Source organism: Candidatus Omnitrophota bacterium (genome assembly GCA_028715415.1).
Classification (GTDB): domain Bacteria; phylum Omnitrophota; class Gorgyraeia; order Gygaellales; family Profunditerraquicolaceae; genus JAQURX01.
On record JAQURX010000006.1, the window covers coordinates 20,363 to 36,920 of the forward strand.

The 16,558-nt window shown below is 38.6% G+C and carries 16 protein-coding genes; all 16 read left to right on the plus strand.

Going from position 1 to position 16,558, the window contains the following annotated elements; all coding sequences use genetic code 11:
- The first annotated feature begins 34 nt into the window (after nt 1–34).
- Nucleotides 35–2,956 carry an autotransporter domain-containing protein gene (locus PHO70_03615; GenBank protein MDD5432056.1) on the plus strand — a complete coding sequence of 974 codons (2,922 nt, stop codon included), beginning with the start codon at nt 35–37 and terminating at the stop codon, nt 2,954–2,956.
- Nucleotides 2,957–3,006: 50 nt separating this feature from the next.
- Nucleotides 3,007–4,392, plus strand: a complete 1,386-nt coding sequence (locus PHO70_03620) for a PIG-L family deacetylase (protein MDD5432057.1) — start codon at nt 3,007–3,009, stop codon at nt 4,390–4,392.
- Between the two features lie 50 nt (nt 4,393–4,442).
- The gene (locus PHO70_03625; protein MDD5432058.1) at nt 4,443–5,351 is read left to right on the plus strand and encodes a cation diffusion facilitator family transporter; all 909 of its coding nucleotides are present in this window, start codon (nt 4,443–4,445) and stop codon (nt 5,349–5,351) included.
- Between the two features lie 88 nt (nt 5,352–5,439).
- Nucleotides 5,440–5,856 carry a secondary thiamine-phosphate synthase enzyme YjbQ gene (locus tag PHO70_03630; protein ID MDD5432059.1) on the plus strand — a complete coding sequence of 139 codons (417 nt, stop codon included), beginning with the start codon at nt 5,440–5,442 and terminating at the stop codon, nt 5,854–5,856.
- A 150-nt stretch (nt 5,857–6,006) separates the two neighbouring features.
- Nucleotides 6,007–7,626 (plus strand): thiamine pyrophosphate-binding protein, encoded by a 1,620-nt coding sequence (locus PHO70_03635; GenBank protein ID MDD5432060.1) that lies wholly within the window; start codon nt 6,007–6,009, stop codon nt 7,624–7,626.
- Nucleotides 7,627–7,646: 20 nt separating this feature from the next.
- Nucleotides 7,647–8,636 (plus strand): omptin family outer membrane protease, encoded by a 990-nt coding sequence (locus tag PHO70_03640; GenBank protein ID MDD5432061.1) that lies wholly within the window; start codon nt 7,647–7,649, stop codon nt 8,634–8,636.
- Nucleotides 8,637–8,718: 82 nt separating this feature from the next.
- A complete protein-coding gene (locus PHO70_03645) occupies nt 8,719–9,072 on the plus strand; it encodes a YkgJ family cysteine cluster protein (protein ID MDD5432062.1) in 354 nt (117 codons plus the stop codon).
- Between the two features lie 4 nt (nt 9,073–9,076).
- The gene (locus PHO70_03650; GenBank protein ID MDD5432063.1) at nt 9,077–9,787 is read left to right on the plus strand and encodes a lysophospholipid acyltransferase family protein; all 711 of its coding nucleotides are present in this window, start codon (nt 9,077–9,079) and stop codon (nt 9,785–9,787) included.
- An 86-nt stretch (nt 9,788–9,873) separates the two neighbouring features.
- Nucleotides 9,874–10,284, plus strand: a complete 411-nt coding sequence (locus PHO70_03655) for a response regulator (protein MDD5432064.1) — start codon at nt 9,874–9,876, stop codon at nt 10,282–10,284.
- A gap of 99 nt (nt 10,285–10,383) precedes the next feature.
- Nucleotides 10,384–10,620 (plus strand): hypothetical protein, encoded by a 237-nt coding sequence (locus tag PHO70_03660; GenBank protein ID MDD5432065.1) that lies wholly within the window; start codon nt 10,384–10,386, stop codon nt 10,618–10,620.
- Between the two features lie 15 nt (nt 10,621–10,635).
- Nucleotides 10,636–10,983 (plus strand): stress response translation initiation inhibitor YciH, encoded by a 348-nt coding sequence (locus PHO70_03665; GenBank protein MDD5432066.1) that lies wholly within the window; start codon nt 10,636–10,638, stop codon nt 10,981–10,983.
- A gap of 12 nt (nt 10,984–10,995) precedes the next feature.
- Nucleotides 10,996–12,234 (plus strand): rhodanese-like domain-containing protein, encoded by a 1,239-nt coding sequence (locus PHO70_03670; protein MDD5432067.1) that lies wholly within the window; start codon nt 10,996–10,998, stop codon nt 12,232–12,234.
- 5 nt (nt 12,235–12,239) lie between these two features.
- Complete coding sequence (locus PHO70_03675) at nt 12,240–13,337, plus strand: hypothetical protein (protein MDD5432068.1); 1,098 nt, start codon at nt 12,240–12,242, stop codon at nt 13,335–13,337.
- The gene (locus tag PHO70_03680) at nt 13,334–14,587 is read left to right on the plus strand and encodes a hypothetical protein (GenBank protein ID MDD5432069.1); all 1,254 of its coding nucleotides are present in this window, start codon (nt 13,334–13,336) and stop codon (nt 14,585–14,587) included. The genes PHO70_03675 and PHO70_03680 overlap by 4 nt, the downstream gene beginning before the upstream one ends.
- Before the next feature lie 2 nt (nt 14,588–14,589).
- Nucleotides 14,590–15,516, plus strand: coding sequence for a hypothetical protein (locus PHO70_03685; protein ID MDD5432070.1), 927 nt, complete (start codon nt 14,590–14,592; stop codon nt 15,514–15,516).
- Between the two features lie 11 nt (nt 15,517–15,527).
- Nucleotides 15,528–16,550 carry a DUF1646 family protein gene (locus PHO70_03690; GenBank protein MDD5432071.1) on the plus strand — a complete coding sequence of 341 codons (1,023 nt, stop codon included), beginning with the start codon at nt 15,528–15,530 and terminating at the stop codon, nt 16,548–16,550.
- Nucleotides 16,551–16,558: the final 8 nt, after the last annotated feature.

Here is a 16,558-nt window from a genome sequence, read left to right on the forward strand (position 1 = left end):
TAGAAACAGTTTCTATCTATAAAGGTATCGGTTTATGATGGTGCGTTACTTAAAATCTTTCAGCTTTTTTAGTTCTATCCTGGTTCTTCTTTTTAATCCTTCTATGCTCTTCGCTGAGTCGTATGCTGATTCAATCGCAAACGCACTAGCCAATATCAAGAATGTATCCGGTACCAATGCCTTTGTCCCTAATTATCCTACACGTGGCAATAAGGCGATGATTACTATTGAAGGCAGCCCGGCAGCGGAAAATCCTGATTTTGGCTTGACGTATAAGAGTAATTACGGAGATGGAAAAGATTACCTTATAGTTAGGACTCTTACCAATTCGGGTTATTATTGCAGCAGTAGTACCGGGGCCCTGACAAACGGCACAGGGGATTATACCACTTTCGGAAAAGCTTCTGCATCTGCCACTTGGGTTACTACCGGTAATGATGCCACAAATTTTATTAATAATAATGTTTCTTCTGCGGCTAATCTAACCACTTCTATGGAACGCGGTTTAGGTATGAGTGGAGCAGGGACGCATACTGCAGTAGTGGAATACGGTGTGCTTGCAAATAATAATAAGCTTATCCGTCCGACCAACCTGCTGACTATTAAAAGTCCTTATTCTACAACTAATACTGATTACACTTATCATGATTCTTTTACAGCGGTAAACCCCGGAGCTGCGGTTATGGATCCCGAGGTTTTTAGTAATGCGCAGGCTTATTTACGAGCCTGGCAGACTTCTGCATTGGTTAATGGCACTTTTCCCTGGACGGAATTGGGCTATACATATTACTGGGGCCAAAGTTCTACGGCTCTTAACAGTATCCAAGGATTAAGCGAATTTATTATATTAGGGACTACGGCAGTGAAAATTATCGGTATATATTCTCCGCAGTCTTACTATTATACTAAAAATTCTGGTCAATATGGCAATGGATACGCAAATTTTAATGTTACGGGAGGCTGTGATACTGTCTGGGCGGGAAATGCTTTTCAGTCTGAAGCCAGCACAAATTCGGCTAGCCCGAACACGATTACCATCGCCAGCGGCGCGACGATTTCCGGAGGCCAGGGCATTCTGGTTTGGTCGCCGAATTACACTGTTACTAACTCAGGGACAATCAGCGGAGCGACGGATAATAAGCTTAAGGATGCTAATGTAAATCCTGTCCGTCCAGGCATGAGCAATACGGTGAATGTGGCACTACTTTTCTTAGGGGATACTACTTACGGCAGTATAGCTGGCGGTAAAAATATACTTACTAACTCAGGCACGATTTCCAGCCCCGGGACCGCTATAGAGGCAGATGCCGGGAATACAGATATTACTAATAATGGAAGTGGCATAATTTATGGAAATAATTATGCAATTCTAACTGCTGCGGGTGATGATACTGTTACGATAAACGGCGGCGAGTTAACCGGAAGCATAGATTTGGGAACCGGTACAGATACATTTGAGGTAGCAGGAACAGCGACTCTTAATTTTTTTCTTAACCGTGATACGCGCACTTCAGCGCAGCTTGTAAACGCGGAAACAGTTACTCTTGCTGATAATAAGGCAACGCTTGCTGTTACTGCAGCAGTGGGTACAAGCAACTTTCGCACTAACGATAGTTTTCTGATTGTTGATGCCAAGACAAAACTTAACGCTGATGTGGCTAAAATCTCTGTTGAAAACGATCCTACCCTTCCTATGGTAACTTTTTCAGCGAGTAAAAGCGGGGAAACTCTTTCTCTTATTGCTACCCGCGACAATACTTATTATAAAAATAATAGTAGTAACAGTTCGTTAGGTTCTGCTCTTGATAGCTTGGCTGATTCTGCAAGCGTTGATATGTCAGAAATAATCGGGGCGCTTGATGATTCAGGTAATGCGTTGAATACCAAAAAGCTAGAACCGGTGGCAGCCTTACCTATTGTTAATACGGTGATACAAACGTTGAGTAATTTTGTGAATGCATTTACTTCCCAGATGGCGCGCCTTAATAACGATGATTCTGAAATAGAGGTTTATGCGGTAAATGGCGATAAAGAGATGCTCTTACCAAATAGTGCTGCGCATAATCTACTTGCTTACAATAGTAATTCAATTCTTGAGAATTCTTATGACCGTCCGCAAAATTGGGAAGTTTTTGCTACCGGCTTTGGTGTAATGGGTTTTCAGTCTGATCACGATAATGCTGTTGGTTACGAGAGCGGTGGTGGAGGGACTCAATTCGGGTTTTACCGCCGTGCCAATGATGAATTTATGTTAGGGTTTCTTGGCGGGTATATGTTTAATAATGTTAAGCTTAATCAGGAAACCGGTTCTCAGGATATTAATTCTGTGCGCATAGGCCCTTGCGGGAAATGGATGCGCAAGGATTTGTATGCCACGGGGGCTGTTACTTATGGTTATCATGGAGTTAAAGCTAATCGTAAAATAAATATTGGCATAATTAACCGGCAGGCAGACGCGGATTACAGTATGCATGATATTTCTCCATTAATTGAAACTGGGTATATTTTCAGGCCTAAGAAAAATCTGGAAATTGTTCCCAATATTTCTTTGCAATATGACTGGATGCATAGCCAGTCATATAATGAATCAGGCGCGGGGTCAGCGGATTTAAGCGTTGACGCGTTTAACTCTAATTCTCTTATTTCTGTGCTTGGAGTCCGGTTCAATGGCCGTATAGACTTAAAGAATAGCGTATTTCTTCCGGAATTCAATGTGGGTTGGCAGCATGAGTATTTAGGCCGTTTAGGCGATGTGAATGCTTCTTTTTCCAGTGAATCTTCAGGAGCTTTCACTACTCACGCAAATGTATTTGACCGCAATGCCGTAAGAGCAGGGGTGGCGGCAAATTTTATTTACGGAAAGAATCACAATGCTTTATCATTTCAGTATAATGCCGAAGTTTATGATTCTGCTTCCAACCACGTTTTTAGTGTCACCAGTAGGAATTATTTTTAAGTAAAAAAGGTAAGTTTTTTGAGAAAATATGGGCTTGTTTAGGAGCAAAAATGCAAGTAAGATTTAAGCGTTATCTATTTTTATTTGTGGGATTTCTTGTAATTTTTATTATTTTGTCCTCCAGGGTTTCTGCCGAGACTAAAGAGATTCCTCTTCTTGAGCCATTTACTAAAGAGGATCGCGTTCTTGTCCTTGCTCCTCATCCTGACGACGAAGATATAGGATGTGGAGGCGTAATTCAGCGTGCCCTTAAATCCGGTTCTCAGGTAAAAGTGGTATACCTGACCTGTGGAGACAATAATATATTCTCAATAATATTTTACAATAAATTCTTATTTCCGCTTAAGCTGCTTTTTTTGAAGAAAAAAGATTTTATTGACTTGGGCCATCAGCGTGTGCATGAGGCAATAGAGGCAATGAAAGTATTGGGGTTGAATGAGAAGGATCTTATATTTTTAGGTTATCCTGATCATGGGACCGATCAGATGTTTGTTTATAACTGGAAGCATGAAAAGCCATACAGAAGTTCTTTTAGCGGGCACGCAAATGTTCCTTACGAAGAGAGCATAGGTTATAAAAAAGAATATACCGCGGATAATGTCATAGAAGATGTGAAGAGAGTGGTCTCAAATTATAAACCGACTAAAATTTTTGTTTCATCTTCTTCTGATGTTAATGGCGACCATTGGGCATACTATTTATATTTAATGGCTTCTCTTGCGGATTTAAACAAGCAGGTTCCCGCTCCAAAAATATACCCATATCTTGTCCATGCCCCCGGCTGGCCACTTCCGCGGCATTACCACCCTGAGCTTGAAATAGAGCCTTCTTACAAATTCTTTGGAGATGCTTTAGCGCTTGTTAATTGGCGGCAGCTTAGGTTGACAAAAGAAGAAATAGAAAAGAAGCATCAGGCTATGTTGGCGTATGATAGCCAGGTTCGCGTTAGTGCCTTTTATCTTATGGCCTTTGTGCGCCAGAATGAACTATTCGGAGATTTTCCTAGTATCGTTTTAAAAAGGCAATATCCTATTGACAAGCCGGAACATGATGTGGTTTTTACTTCGGATACGCAATGGTTCGGTTACGCAGTTGTTAATGATTATCTTTGGATTAGGTTTAAGAAGCCCAAAGAACTTAAGCATAGGCTTAATGTCACTTTTTCTATTTTTGGCTATAGATATGATGTGCCTTTTGCCAAGATGCCGAATACCCTTGTGCGGATTAAATATAATAAGTTTAGTGTTTATAATGCGACAGAAGATAGCAAGGTTTGTGTCGCTGGAGCATCTTTAGATTTTAATCCGGAGTCGGTAATTTTTAAGATTCCACTTAGTGTATTGGGGAATCCAGAAGGATTTTTATTCGGTTTCGAGACTTCAGAACATTATTTGCCTGTAGGCAGTACTTCTTTCCGGGTGATTTCTATTGAATAGACAAGGAAAAAATGATTGCAGCCTGGCGAGATAGGAGGATGGATTAAAAAATGGTTAACTTAACCCAGAAAGAGAAAGATTTACAAGTAAGAGTGATTCGTGTTTCAATGTTTTTTTCAATAGCTATCTTCTTAATTGCTTTAATTGCGGGGATAATCTCGGATTCAATTACGCTTCTTTTGGATGCTTCCGCGGGATTTATTACAGTATTTATGGCTTTTGTTGTGCATTCCAATATAAAGAAACTTGATAGGCCACCGGACAGTTTTTTTAATTTCGGTTACGATAAATTTGAGCCTTTTACCGTGGTAATGCAAGGCGGGATGATAATGTTTTCTTGTGTTGTTGCTCTGTATTTTGCTATTCAGGATATCGTCCATGCTGAAGATGTGGCGCGTTATGATATCCCGATGATTGCTTCTATGGTTTCTGGTGTTATCGCTTTGATTATTGCATTCTTTATCCGTAATGTATCTGTAAGAACGCGTTCGCACATGCTCAAGGCTTCTGCTCTGCACTGGTTTGTGGATAGCTTCTTTTCTTTTGCTATGGTTTCTGGTTTTGCTTTCGGTTACTATATGCAACAGAAGGGTTATCATCGTATTACTCCTTATGTTGACCCTGCGATGACGATAATTCTCGCAACTATCCTTATTTGGACCCCGATAAAACTCATTAAAACAAATTTACGCCAATTACTTGATGCTGCTCCGTCAGATAAAATACGTGCGGAGGTAGAAAAAATAGTTGATAGGCACAAGGCGAGGGCTTTTGGAATTCACAGTATTAGAATGAGGGAAGTAAATGAAAAGGTATTTTTATATATTTGTTTTCAGATGCATGGCCATATTACTATGCTTCAGGCACAGGAATTTGTTAAGGCTTTTGAAGCCGATGTAGCCGAGCATTTTCCTAAGTACGATGTTATTGTATATTTTTATCCGGTAATAGCACGGTAAAAGACAGTAGTTAATTAATTAAATCCGTGAGTTTATAAATTACTTGTAATAATAGTAACGAATATTAAAATAACTAAGAGGAATTCACATGAAATCATTTACAGAATATTTGTGGTTTAATACGAAACAGAGGCAGGAGTTTATAAATGTAACGGCTCAGGTTGAAGAGGCAGTTAAGAAGAGCGGGGTCAAAGAAGGACTTTGTTTGGTAAACGCAATGCATATAACCGCTTCAGTATTTATTAATGATGATGAATCAGGATTGCATGATGATTTTAGCCAGTGGCTTGAAAGGCTCGCACCATACGGTAAAGATAAGTATAGACATAATCTTAGCGGTGAAGATAATGGGGATGCGCATTTAAAAAGAACGATTTTAGGCAGAGAAGTTGTAGTTGCGATTACTAATAGTAAGCTTGATTTCGGCCCCTGGGAGCAGATATTTTACGCTGAATTTGACGGCAGGCGCAAGAAGAGGGTTTTAATAAAGATTATCGGTGAGTAAAGAAATATGAACGCAATTAATTAGATTGGAGTAAAGAGCATTTGTTAAGGGGTTTCTAAATTAAAGCGATAAGCTTTTATGTATAAAAAGTTAAAAAATAAACAAGAAAATTAATTGTTAAGAAGGAAATAAAGTGATAGTATTTAATACATGAAAATTAGTGAATATTTAATTAAGTCAATTGAGGATACAGGTACGCGGCACGTATTCGGCATACAGGGAGATTATATTCTTAATTTTTATAATCAGCTTTGTGAAAGTAATCTTAGGGTTGTTAATACTTGCACAGAGCAAGGCGCTGGTTTTGCCGCGGATGCTTACGCCCGGATAACAGGGTTTGGGGTGGTATGTGTTACGTATGGCGTCGGTGGCCTTAGTTTAGCTAATAGTACGGCACAGGCATTTGCTGAGAGGTCTCCTGTTTTAGTAATTAGCGGTGCACCGGGAGTCTCTGAACGCCAACATAATCCTCTGCTTCATCATAAGATCAGTTCTTTTCAGGCACAGCTTAATATTTTTAGAGAGATGACAGTAGCGCAGGCTGTTTTGGAAGATTCTAATACCGCAGGTTCTGAAATTAATCGTGTAATTAATGCCATTAAGGAAACAAAGCGGCCGGGTTATATTGAGTTGCCCCGGGATATGGTAAATGAAGAAACCTATGAGTTGGTTTTACCTTTGAAAGAACCGTTGCCCATAGACCAGAATATTATTGACCAAGCTTGCCACAAGGCATTGGATATGATTGCTAAAGCCAAGCGGCCAATTATAATCGCTGGTGTTGAGGTTCATCGTTTTGGGTTACAGGAACTTTTGTTAAGATTTATTACGCGCTCAGGATTGCCTTTTGTAACAGGGGTCTTAGGAAAATCGGTAATTGCAGAAAACCATCCTCAGTTTATCGGAGTCTATGCCGGAGCTATGAGCCCGGAGAATGTAAGATCTGCAGTAGAAGATTCTGATTGTGTTATTGCTATTGGGCCACTTATAACTGATTTGGCTACAGGCATGTTTTCATATCATATTAATCCAAATCAAGCTATAGTTTCATCACCGGACAGCCTCTTTGTAGGGTCTCAGTCATATCCTGGTATTAGTATGGGGAAATTTCTTGAACTTATAACTTTGCTGCCGCAACCCAAGCTAACTTCTCAGTCATTAAATAATTATGAAATTCCTTCATTTGTCCCAGAACCTGATAAGGCAGTATCCGTAGAGCGGCTTATTGTTTGTGTTAATTCTTTTATCACTGACGATACTGTTGTGATAGCTGATGTTGGAGATACTTTGTTTGCAGGGCTTGATTTGCGTGTTCATGGTAAAACTGAATTTTTTTCTCCTGCTTATTATGCTTCTTTAGGTTTTGCAATCCCGGCAGCTTCTGGTGTCCAGTTTGCTATGCCTAAAAAGCGCGTAGTTATTCTTGTTGGGGATGGATCTTTTCAAATGTCAGCGGCAGAATTATCTGTCGCCGCGCGTTATCAATTAAACCCGGTTGTTATTGTTTTTAACAATGGTGGTTACAGCACATTTCGTTCGATGATAGATGGAGAATTTAATGATGTCCAGCCCTGGCGATACGCGGAGATTGTTAAAGTTATCGGAGCAGGGGAGGGGTATACTGTTTCAAAGGAAGAAGAGCTATCAGCTGCTCTTTTGGCTGCCAAGAATAATAATTCTTCTCCTACTATTATAGATGTAAGACTTGAAAAGAATGATTGTTCTGAAAGATTAAGAAAGCTGACAGATAAACTTAAAAAGCGGGTATAGAAAGAAAGGAGGGCGTATCAATGTTACTTAGAGTAAAATTGTTTGTGTTAATGGTCTTATGTGTTCCTTTATTGGCTTCTGCAGCAGATGCCGATATTAGTGCTGTTGAAACAAAAGAACAGTCTTCAGCCGGGCCTTTTAAAAGCTTTACTCAGACATTCAAATCAAATGGAGGGTATTTAGATTTGGGGATGCGTTTTGGGTATATCTATGGGCAGAATTCATACGATATGAATCACCATGTTAGCGAACTCGAGTTTCCTTTTAGGACATACATGGGGGGCGGAAAAATTAATATAGGTTATAAAGATTTATCAATCAATGCTGAGGCTTGGTCATCTTTGTTTGATGATCCAAGTGCCGGATGGCATACTAAAGATAAAGATTGGGATTCTGCAGGGAACTTGGAATCTGATACTAAATCGTATTCGGATATGAATGCAATTATCTGGGATTTAAGTATGCGTTATAATCTTCTTAAATTTTCTTTTGGTAAGAAGAGTTCCGCAGAGGAATGTAAAAGATCCGAAAATATAAAATTAGGGTTCTTGATGGGGTATCGTTTTGAAAGGTTCGGTTATAAAGACTATGGCTTGTATCAGACAAATGGTTCTGACAGTAGTTATGGAGATGGTGAGTTGGTTTCTGAATATAAAGTAAAATATAATTTGCCTTATTTTGGTTTGGCTATGGATGTTGGCAATGAAAAAATGGGCGTTCAAATGAATGCAAAATATGGTTTTAAGCCTCACGCCAAGGATTATGATAACCATTATTTAAGAAAGCTCAACTTTTATGCGGATTACAAAAAGAAGCCGAATGTCTTTATGGCTAATTTTGTCCTCTTTTATAAATTTCTTAAAAATTGGGAAGCAAACTTAGGTGCTGATGCTGCTCTTATCAGGATGGATGGAAGGACTTGGGAGAATAGCTCTTCTAATTGGGATTTAGACCAAAGCATAGATACCAAGCAGTTTATTTACTGGATGGGAGTGGGGTACAAGTTTTAACAGGAAGTAAAGAAGAATAGTTGTAATAAAAGCATTGGGAGAGTATAATACTTTCTCAATGCTTTTATAGAAAAGAGAAGAGATGAAAAAAATTGATTGTGTTAAATGCAAAAAACAACATGCCTGTTGTGATTTTGGAGCTTGGGTTGATTTGGAAGAAGCAAAGAAAATTGCAACTCTTGGGTTAAAAGGGATTTTTTATCATCTTGAAAATGACGATAGTTTCCCTTCCGGATTTAAAGTAGGAACGAGCTATGAGGATAACAGGTGTTCTTTCCTCACCAAGGACGGTTTATGTTCTATCCATAAAGTTGATTATAAATTAAAGCCAAGGTATTGTAAGGAATTCCCTTATGAACACGGAAAGTTATCCCCGTTAGCAGAGGCATTGTGCCATCTAGCCAAACCAAAAAGAAAGACTAAGAAAAGAAAATAGTAATATGAAACAAGCAATTCAGTCGGTTTTAATATGGGCTGTTGGGATTTTTTTGATTGTGCTATTATTTTTTGTTATGTTGCTTCTTTCCATAATCCTTTATCCATTCGATAGGAAGCGTAAGATTGTGCACGCGCAGTGTTTCTGGTGGACAGATGCCGTAACAGCCTTAAATCCTTATTGGGATGTAAAAGTAAGCGGCCTTGAGAACATAGACCATAGTAAGACGTATGTTGCCGTGTCTAATCATCAGAGTTTGGCTGATATTGTATTAATGTATAAAACAAAGATGCAGTTTAAGTGGGTGGCAAAAGAAAGCCTTTTTAAGATCCCTATCTTAGGGTGGAATATGATGCTTGCCAAGCATATACAGCTTAAGCGCGGGGATTTCTCAAGCATAAGAAAAGTTTATAGACAGGCTGGCGATTGGTTGCATCAAGGCGTATCAGTCCTGTTTTTTCCTGAAGGAACCAGAAGTGATAACCACGAAATGGGAGAGTTCCAGAATGGGGCGTTTAAACTTGCTATCAAAGAGCAGGTACCAATCTTGCCAATCTTAATTGAAGGGACCAAGAATGCTATCCCGAAAGGTGATTGGAAATTCACAACAAAGATTTCCTGTGTTATAAAAGTCCTTCCACCGATAGAAACCTCGGGTTTGCTTATGCGTGATTTTGGGCGTTTGCGCGATTTAACAAAAGCACAGCTGTCTTAATTTCAATATTTGTTGTATAATTTTTATTTAGGCTTATAATTATTTTGCTAGCTGTTGCGTCCCTATGGGATTAAAATGGAGGAGACATGGGGGGAAAAATACTAATTGTTGATGACGAGTTAGATTTTATTAAATTGCTGACTATCAGGCTTGAGCATGCAGGTTATGGGGTTGAATTTGCAGTTAACGGAAAAGAGGCAGTTGGGGCATATGTCAAATCTTTGAATGACGAAGAACCGATTTCTCTTATTCTTTTGGATATTGTGCTTCCGGATATAAACGGGATAGAAGTTTTAACGATAATTAGGAAAGAAGAGCAATCTAGGGGGATAAAAAATGAGGAAGGTGTGCCTATTTTTATGCTTACCGGTTATGACAGGCCGTGGATGGACCCTTCTGAACTTATAGGAACAGATGACTATATAGTAAAACCTATCAACGCCGAAGAATTGCTTAAAAAGATAGAAAATCGTTTGAATGAAAAGGAACTAAAATAATCCAAAATCATCTGTGCTTTTTGATATCCCAAGCTTTAAAAATGCTTGGGATTTTTTATGGCTGGGGTATAATAATGCCTGAAGATATTTTTAATTCTTATGGATAATAAAATTGAACGTGATTTAGGAGAGCAGCCGATTGCAGGAATCATGGCTGAATATGGACTTAAGCCAAATGATTTAGTAAATAATTCATCAGAACAGATTACGCATAAGATGGTCTCCCGAGCAGTTAAGGGCAGGCGCCTGACTCCTAAAATTCAGCAAAAGATTCTTAATGCTTTGAATAAGGCCTTAGATAAGCAGTTTGTACTTAAGGATCTCTTCAATTATTGATGTGGAGATATAGGCATGAAAACTGGTGATTCTCGTTTAGTCTATTCAACTCAAGTTGGCGCAGTATGTCCTGACTGCGGCAAGCCGAAGAATAGTTGTATTTGCCGGCAATTAAAAAGAAAAGCTGTGCCGCAAGCAAGTGGTAATGTGCGCATACGCTATGAGACTGCAGGCCGTAAAGGAAAGGGGATGACTTTGATTACAGGTTTACCTTTAAGCCAAGAGGCTCTTTTAGATTTGGCTAAAAAATTAAAGCAGCAGCTTGGTACGGGTGGAGCAGTAAAAGATTATGTGATTGAATTGCAGGGTGACCATTGTAAGAAAGTTAGCCTATCTTTGCGTAAGCTGGGGTATTCGATTTAGAGGAGGAGAGGTATGATGAAGGATATTAAAATGAAACAGTTCTCCGCAGGCAGTTGTTATTCTTATATTCTGCATTCTAAAGGCGAAGCTTTAATAATTGACCCGCATATTAGCCTGCTTGATGAATACAAAGCATATTTAGAGAAGAATACTTTAAATTTAAAATATATTATTGATACCCATACTCATGCAGACCATTTTTCTTTAGCAGCAGTTCTTAAAAAAGAATTAAATGCTCCAGTTTTAATGTACGAAAAAGCAATTTCAGGCGTAGTTGACAAGCGGCTTAAGGATAATGAAGAAATTAAACTTGGGGAATCTATTGTAAAAATATTATATAGCCCCGGGCATACGGACGATGCAATTAGTATCCTTGCAGATGGAATGCTTTTTACCGCAGATGTGCTTTTGATAGGAAGCGTTGGCCGCACCGATTTCCAGAATGGCTCACCCGAGTCAATGTTTGATACTCTGCAGCGTATTAAATCTTTGCCAGAAAATACAATTATTTATCCGGGGCATGATTACCATGGAAAATATTCTTCTACTCTCAAGTCTGAGCTTAAATCAAACCCTTTTTTAATGGAAATTGACAAGGGTATATTTGTTGCCAATATGCGTTCTAAGCAGATTCCTAAACCGTTTAATATTGATAATATTATTCGTGTTAACCAGAAGGGAGAAGCTGCGGTTTTAGAGATGATTTCAGTAAAAGAGGCTCAGGAAGATTTAGTGAGAAACCCGAAGGTTAAATTGTTAGATGTCCGATCAGTGCTGGAGTTTTCTCAGGAACATATAAAAGGAGCATTAAATGTTCCTATTGATATGCTTAAGTTGAGGCTGGCTGAATTTAGCCAGCCGGATTTATCTTATATTGTGCTTTGCCGGACGGGGAATCGTTCTCCGATGGCTGCTGATATGCTTATTCAGTCGGGAATCAAGGGCGTCAAAATCATGAAAGGTGGGATGACTGAATGGAAAAAAGAACATCTGCCGGTTGAAAAAGGAGAGGGCGGGATCTCTCTTGAGCGGCAAGTGCGTTTGATTGCAGGGGCAATTATTTTGTCAGGCATTTTATTGTCTTTATTCTTGCATCCGGGATTTATTGCAATATCAATATTTGTGTGCTGCGGCCTAATCTATTCCGGGATTACCGACAATTGTTACATGGGTATGCTTTTGATGAAGCTTCCTTACAATAAGAAACTTTATAAAACTAAGCTTGGCGGCGGCACTTGTGCAATGGGCTAAAACATATGAATAATAAATTTGATAAAATTGAGAGGTTATTAGGAAGAATTTTTATTTCCATTATTGCCGTTGTTATTGTCTTTACTTTTTGTGAAATACTAGCAAGGGTTAGGTTTAGTTCTTATCCGATAATGGAAAGATTCTCTTCTGCCTACTTAACTCTTAAGCCATACGTAATGGTTGGTTGTACTAAGAACATACAAATAGAAGATAATGAGTATTTGAACAGCTTAGGCTATAGAGGTAAGCTTCCGGAAAAAGAAAAAAAGCCCGGGGAATATAGAATATTTATGCTTGGGGGGTCAACGGTATTTGAAGGTAAACCGCCCATTCCAGCTCTTTTAGAAAACGAGTTTAAAAAGTCCGGTTTTAAGGGCGTTAATGTTTATAACTTTGGAATAATTGCCGGGGCATCTTCTCAGGAATTAGCTTCAATTCTTTTTGAGATATCTGATTTTAAGCCGGATTTAATAATCATGTATGACGGAAATAACGACATGAATATATCTAAGGGTTTTGATCCCCGTCCAGGGTATCCTTTTAATTTCTTGGTTTATGAGAATAATCCGTTGATAAAAGATAATTTAAAAGGTTATCCTGCTTTTACTTATTTTATCTTTGGCAGCACATTATTGAGGCATTCATTTCCTTCTTATTTTGTGCACACTCTTGTCCCTCTGGATAAATTAAGAAAGCAGGTTAATTATCTTTCTTCTGAATGGAAGGATGCTATTGTGACTACATATGTTAATAATTTGATAAAAGCAGAAAAGGTCTCCGGTGCTTTTGGGGCAGATTTTATTGCTTTTTTTCAACCCACGCTTGCCTTTAAAAATATTCTTTCTCCTAATGAAAAGAAGAATTCTGAAGTGGAAGATCGACTTTTTGAATTTGATATGCGCAAAAGATTATTTTTAGAACTAAAAAATAATAATTTTGGTAAATTAATAGACTTAAGTGATATCTATAAAGATTATCCTGATTGGGTTTTTACTGATACGGTTCATACCCGTCAGGAAGCAAAGCAGTTAGTCACAAAAGAGATTTATAAACACGTTTTACCGTTAATTGAAAAAACAGTCAAACCAGATTCTGGCGGATGAAATTTAAAAAATCTATTATTTTTTTAGGATTTATTCTTTTACCTGTATCCGTAAATGCACAGGATATGCATATGGCTCATGGAATGAAGCCGATGTTAAGTTTTTATGGAAGCTATCCTGAAACTCGCGAGGCAAGCGGGACAAGCTGGCAGCCGGAGACTTCTCCAATGGAAGGCAAGCATTTTGTCTCTCATGATTGGAATATTATGTTACACGGTTATGTGTTTGGGATTTACGATAATCAGGGAGGCAAGAGGGGGAAAGATAAGGGTTTTAGCTCTAGCATGTTTATGTTGATGGCTGATAGAAAATTAGGGCCCGGAACATTTGGATATCGCAGTATGTATTCGCTTGATCCTTTGATGGGAAAGAAGGGGTACCCTTTGTTATTCCAGACTGGAGAAACTTATGATGGAATTCATCCTTTGATAGATCGCCAGCATCCGCACGATTTTTTTATGGAGGAGGCTTTGACATATAGTTTGCCGCTTTCCGGGGAAAATTCTTTGTTTGGATATTTTGGCTTACCTGGTGAGCCGGCATTAGGCCCACCTGCTTTTATGCATCGTTTTTCAGCGATGGATAATCCTGAAGCGCCGCTCGGGCATCATTGGCTGGATTCAACGCATATTACTTACGGAGTTATTACTTTTGGATGTATTTTAGATAAGTTTAAGATGGAAGGTTCTGCTTTTCGAGGAAGAGAGCCTAATGAAAATCGCTGGGATATTGAATCACCTAAATTTGATTCATATTCTGGTAGAGTTACATTTAACCCCGACAAGAATCTGTCTTTTCAGGCAAGCTATGGTTATCTGGACAGTCCGGAGCAGCTTGAGCCAAATATAAATGTCGGAAGAGTTACGGTTTCTGCGATGTATAACCGTAATTTTCAAGATGGAAACTGGCAGACTACATTTGCCTGGGGGCGTAATGATAAGAAGCCAGGCCTTGCTACGAACGCATTTTTACTTGAGTCCGCAATCAAATTTCTGGAATCACATACAATCTTTAGTCGATTTGAATATGTTGAAAAAGATGAGCTTTTTGAAGATGGTGAGCCGTTGGCAGGGAAAAGTTATGATGTTAAAAAGTTTTCCATAGGTTATATATATGATTTCTTAAGTTTAAAAGGTATTGATGCGGGTATAGGGAGTTCATTCAGTACGCATTTTATAGCAAGTAGTTTAGAAGATGTTTATTCGCATACTCCTAAATCTTTTTTAGTGTTTATTCGGGTTAAAATATAATTATGAGAAAAATCTTGCTTATATTTGTTTTTTTAATGTTGTTATCCGGATGTGATGATTTAAAACTTTCCAGCGATTGGCGTGAATGCCCGGTAACTATTGACGCTAAATATTCGGACTGGGGAAGCTCGCAGTCATATTATAATGAAAAAGAAAGAGTGGTTATTAATCTTCTTAACGATAGTGATTATCTGTATATCTGTTTGATTACCAAAAACCGTAAGATAGAAAGCAAACTGATGGAATCGGGCTTTGTGGCGTGGTTTGATCCTCAGGGAGGGAAAAATAAAATATTTGGGATACGTTTCCCAATTGGTTTAAGAAGTATGGGGATTGCTCTATCGGAAGATAAAAGGGATGAGAGCAGGGATTGGCGCAATCAGGAAGATATGAGTGGTTTAATTGATAGAGACAAAGAAAGATTGACAGATATAAAATTCAACAAACGCCTTGAGGCTCTTGAAGGTTTGCAGGAAAGATTGGAAATTCTAAAAGGCCCTCTTATGGATGGTAAGGGTAAAGGTAAGCATGACAGGCCGCCGCATCCGGTAGAAGCTGGCAAAGAACGCGATACTAAAAAGAAAGAAGGATTCTTAAAGGATGATCCTAAAGAATTATCTTTGGAGGAAGCTTGTAAATTGGGCATTGAAGCAAAGGTCGGGAGAGAAAATGATTATTTTGTTTATGAGCTGAAAGTCCCGCTTGTTAAATCAGCTAATCGGCCGTATGCTATAGAGATAAAACCGGATAAGCCTATAGGCTTAGGATTGGAAATAACAATGGCTGGTATGGGTGGAATGAAAGAAGAGTTTCGGGGGCCAGTGCCCGGTGGCGATATGGAACCTTCCGGAAGGTATCATGGAGACAGATTTCAATTATGGGCAACAGTAGTGCTTAGTTCAAATCAGGTTAATCAGAAAGAAGAATAAGTTTATAGAAAATGGTTATTGTCGGGTTATTTATTATTTTAGCTCTTGTTTTATTCGCTCCTTTTTCGGTAAAAATTATTGAGGAGGAGCTCGAGGTTTTTCTTTTTATTATGGGATGTATTGCGGTTACGGTTACATCGCAATGGAGCATCCCTTTGGTTAAAGAGGCTTTGGTTGAGCCGATAAAGATAACTCTTGCGGTTTTTCTTGCCGGTTTAGTTTTTTTTGTCCTTAAGAAATTTATTAAAAATAAGGTAAATAAGATTGCCGATAAAATTGGCATAAAACTTTTTTCTTTCCTTTTGATAATTTCTCTTGGGTTCTTATCAAGTATTATCACCGCTATCATCGCAGCTCTTATCCTTGTTGAAATAGTTACTTTTTTGATATTGGATAGGAAGAACGAGATTTTGTTAGTGGTTCTTGCTTGTTTTGCTATCGGTTTAGGCGCCGCTTTAACTCCGATAGGAGAGCCGCTCTCAACTATTACCGTATCAAAGCTTAAGGGAGCTCCTTATTATGCCGGCTTCTTATTTTTATTCCAGCACCTTAAGTTTATTATAATTCCGGGGATTCTTTTATTTGGTATTTCAGGCTTTATTTTAATGCCAAAAAAGCGCCAAAATAAATATGGTTTAAAAGAGGACAAGGAAGAAGATGTGCAGGATATCTTAATAAGAACGGTTAAGGTTTATTTTTTTGTTGTAGCTCTAATTTTTCTCGGGCAGGGATTTAAGCCCATAGTTGATACCTATATTGTAAGGATGCCTTATCAGGGGCTTTATTGGTTTAATGTTGTTTCAGCTGTTTTGGATAATGCAACTTTGGCTGCTGCTGAAATAAGCCCAAGCTTAAGTTTGGTTCAATTAAAGTCAATTCTGTTGGGCTTATTGATAGCAGGTGGGATGCTTATACCGGGTAATATTCCAAATATTATTGCTGCAGGTAAGCTTAAGATAAAAAGCTCGGAATGGGCTAAAATTGGTGTTCCACTCGGCTTGCTGGTAATGTTTATATGTTTCTTCTTGTTGTAAAGCCTCAA

Excerpts from the sequence above, each read along its gene's own strand:
- PHO70_03615 (MDD5432056.1), top strand. The coding sequence starts at position 35 with ATGATGGTGCGTTACTTAAAATCTTTCAGCTTTTTTAGTTCTATCCTG.
- PHO70_03620 (MDD5432057.1), top strand. The coding sequence starts at position 3,007 with ATGCAAGTAAGATTTAAGCGTTATCTATTTTTATTTGTGGGATTTCTT.
- PHO70_03625 (MDD5432058.1), top strand. The coding sequence starts at position 4,443 with ATGGTTAACTTAACCCAGAAAGAGAAAGATTTACAAGTAAGAGTGATT.
- PHO70_03630 (MDD5432059.1), top strand. The coding sequence starts at position 5,440 with ATGAAATCATTTACAGAATATTTGTGGTTTAATACGAAACAGAGGCAG.
- PHO70_03635 (MDD5432060.1), top strand. The coding sequence starts at position 6,007 with ATGAAAATTAGTGAATATTTAATTAAGTCAATTGAGGATACAGGTACG.
- PHO70_03640 (MDD5432061.1), top strand. The coding sequence starts at position 7,647 with ATGTTACTTAGAGTAAAATTGTTTGTGTTAATGGTCTTATGTGTTCCT.
- PHO70_03645 (MDD5432062.1), top strand. The coding sequence starts at position 8,719 with ATGAAAAAAATTGATTGTGTTAAATGCAAAAAACAACATGCCTGTTGT.
- PHO70_03650 (MDD5432063.1), top strand. The coding sequence starts at position 9,077 with ATGAAACAAGCAATTCAGTCGGTTTTAATATGGGCTGTTGGGATTTTT.
- PHO70_03655 (MDD5432064.1), top strand. The coding sequence starts at position 9,874 with ATGGGGGGAAAAATACTAATTGTTGATGACGAGTTAGATTTTATTAAA.
- PHO70_03660 (MDD5432065.1), top strand. The coding sequence starts at position 10,384 with ATGGATAATAAAATTGAACGTGATTTAGGAGAGCAGCCGATTGCAGGA.
- PHO70_03665 (MDD5432066.1), top strand. The coding sequence starts at position 10,636 with ATGAAAACTGGTGATTCTCGTTTAGTCTATTCAACTCAAGTTGGCGCA.
- PHO70_03670 (MDD5432067.1), top strand. The coding sequence starts at position 10,996 with ATGATGAAGGATATTAAAATGAAACAGTTCTCCGCAGGCAGTTGTTAT.
- PHO70_03675 (MDD5432068.1), top strand. The coding sequence starts at position 12,240 with ATGAATAATAAATTTGATAAAATTGAGAGGTTATTAGGAAGAATTTTT.
- PHO70_03680 (MDD5432069.1), top strand. The coding sequence starts at position 13,334 with ATGAAATTTAAAAAATCTATTATTTTTTTAGGATTTATTCTTTTACCT.
- PHO70_03685 (MDD5432070.1), top strand. The coding sequence starts at position 14,590 with ATGAGAAAAATCTTGCTTATATTTGTTTTTTTAATGTTGTTATCCGGA.
- PHO70_03690 (MDD5432071.1), top strand. The coding sequence starts at position 15,528 with ATGGTTATTGTCGGGTTATTTATTATTTTAGCTCTTGTTTTATTCGCT.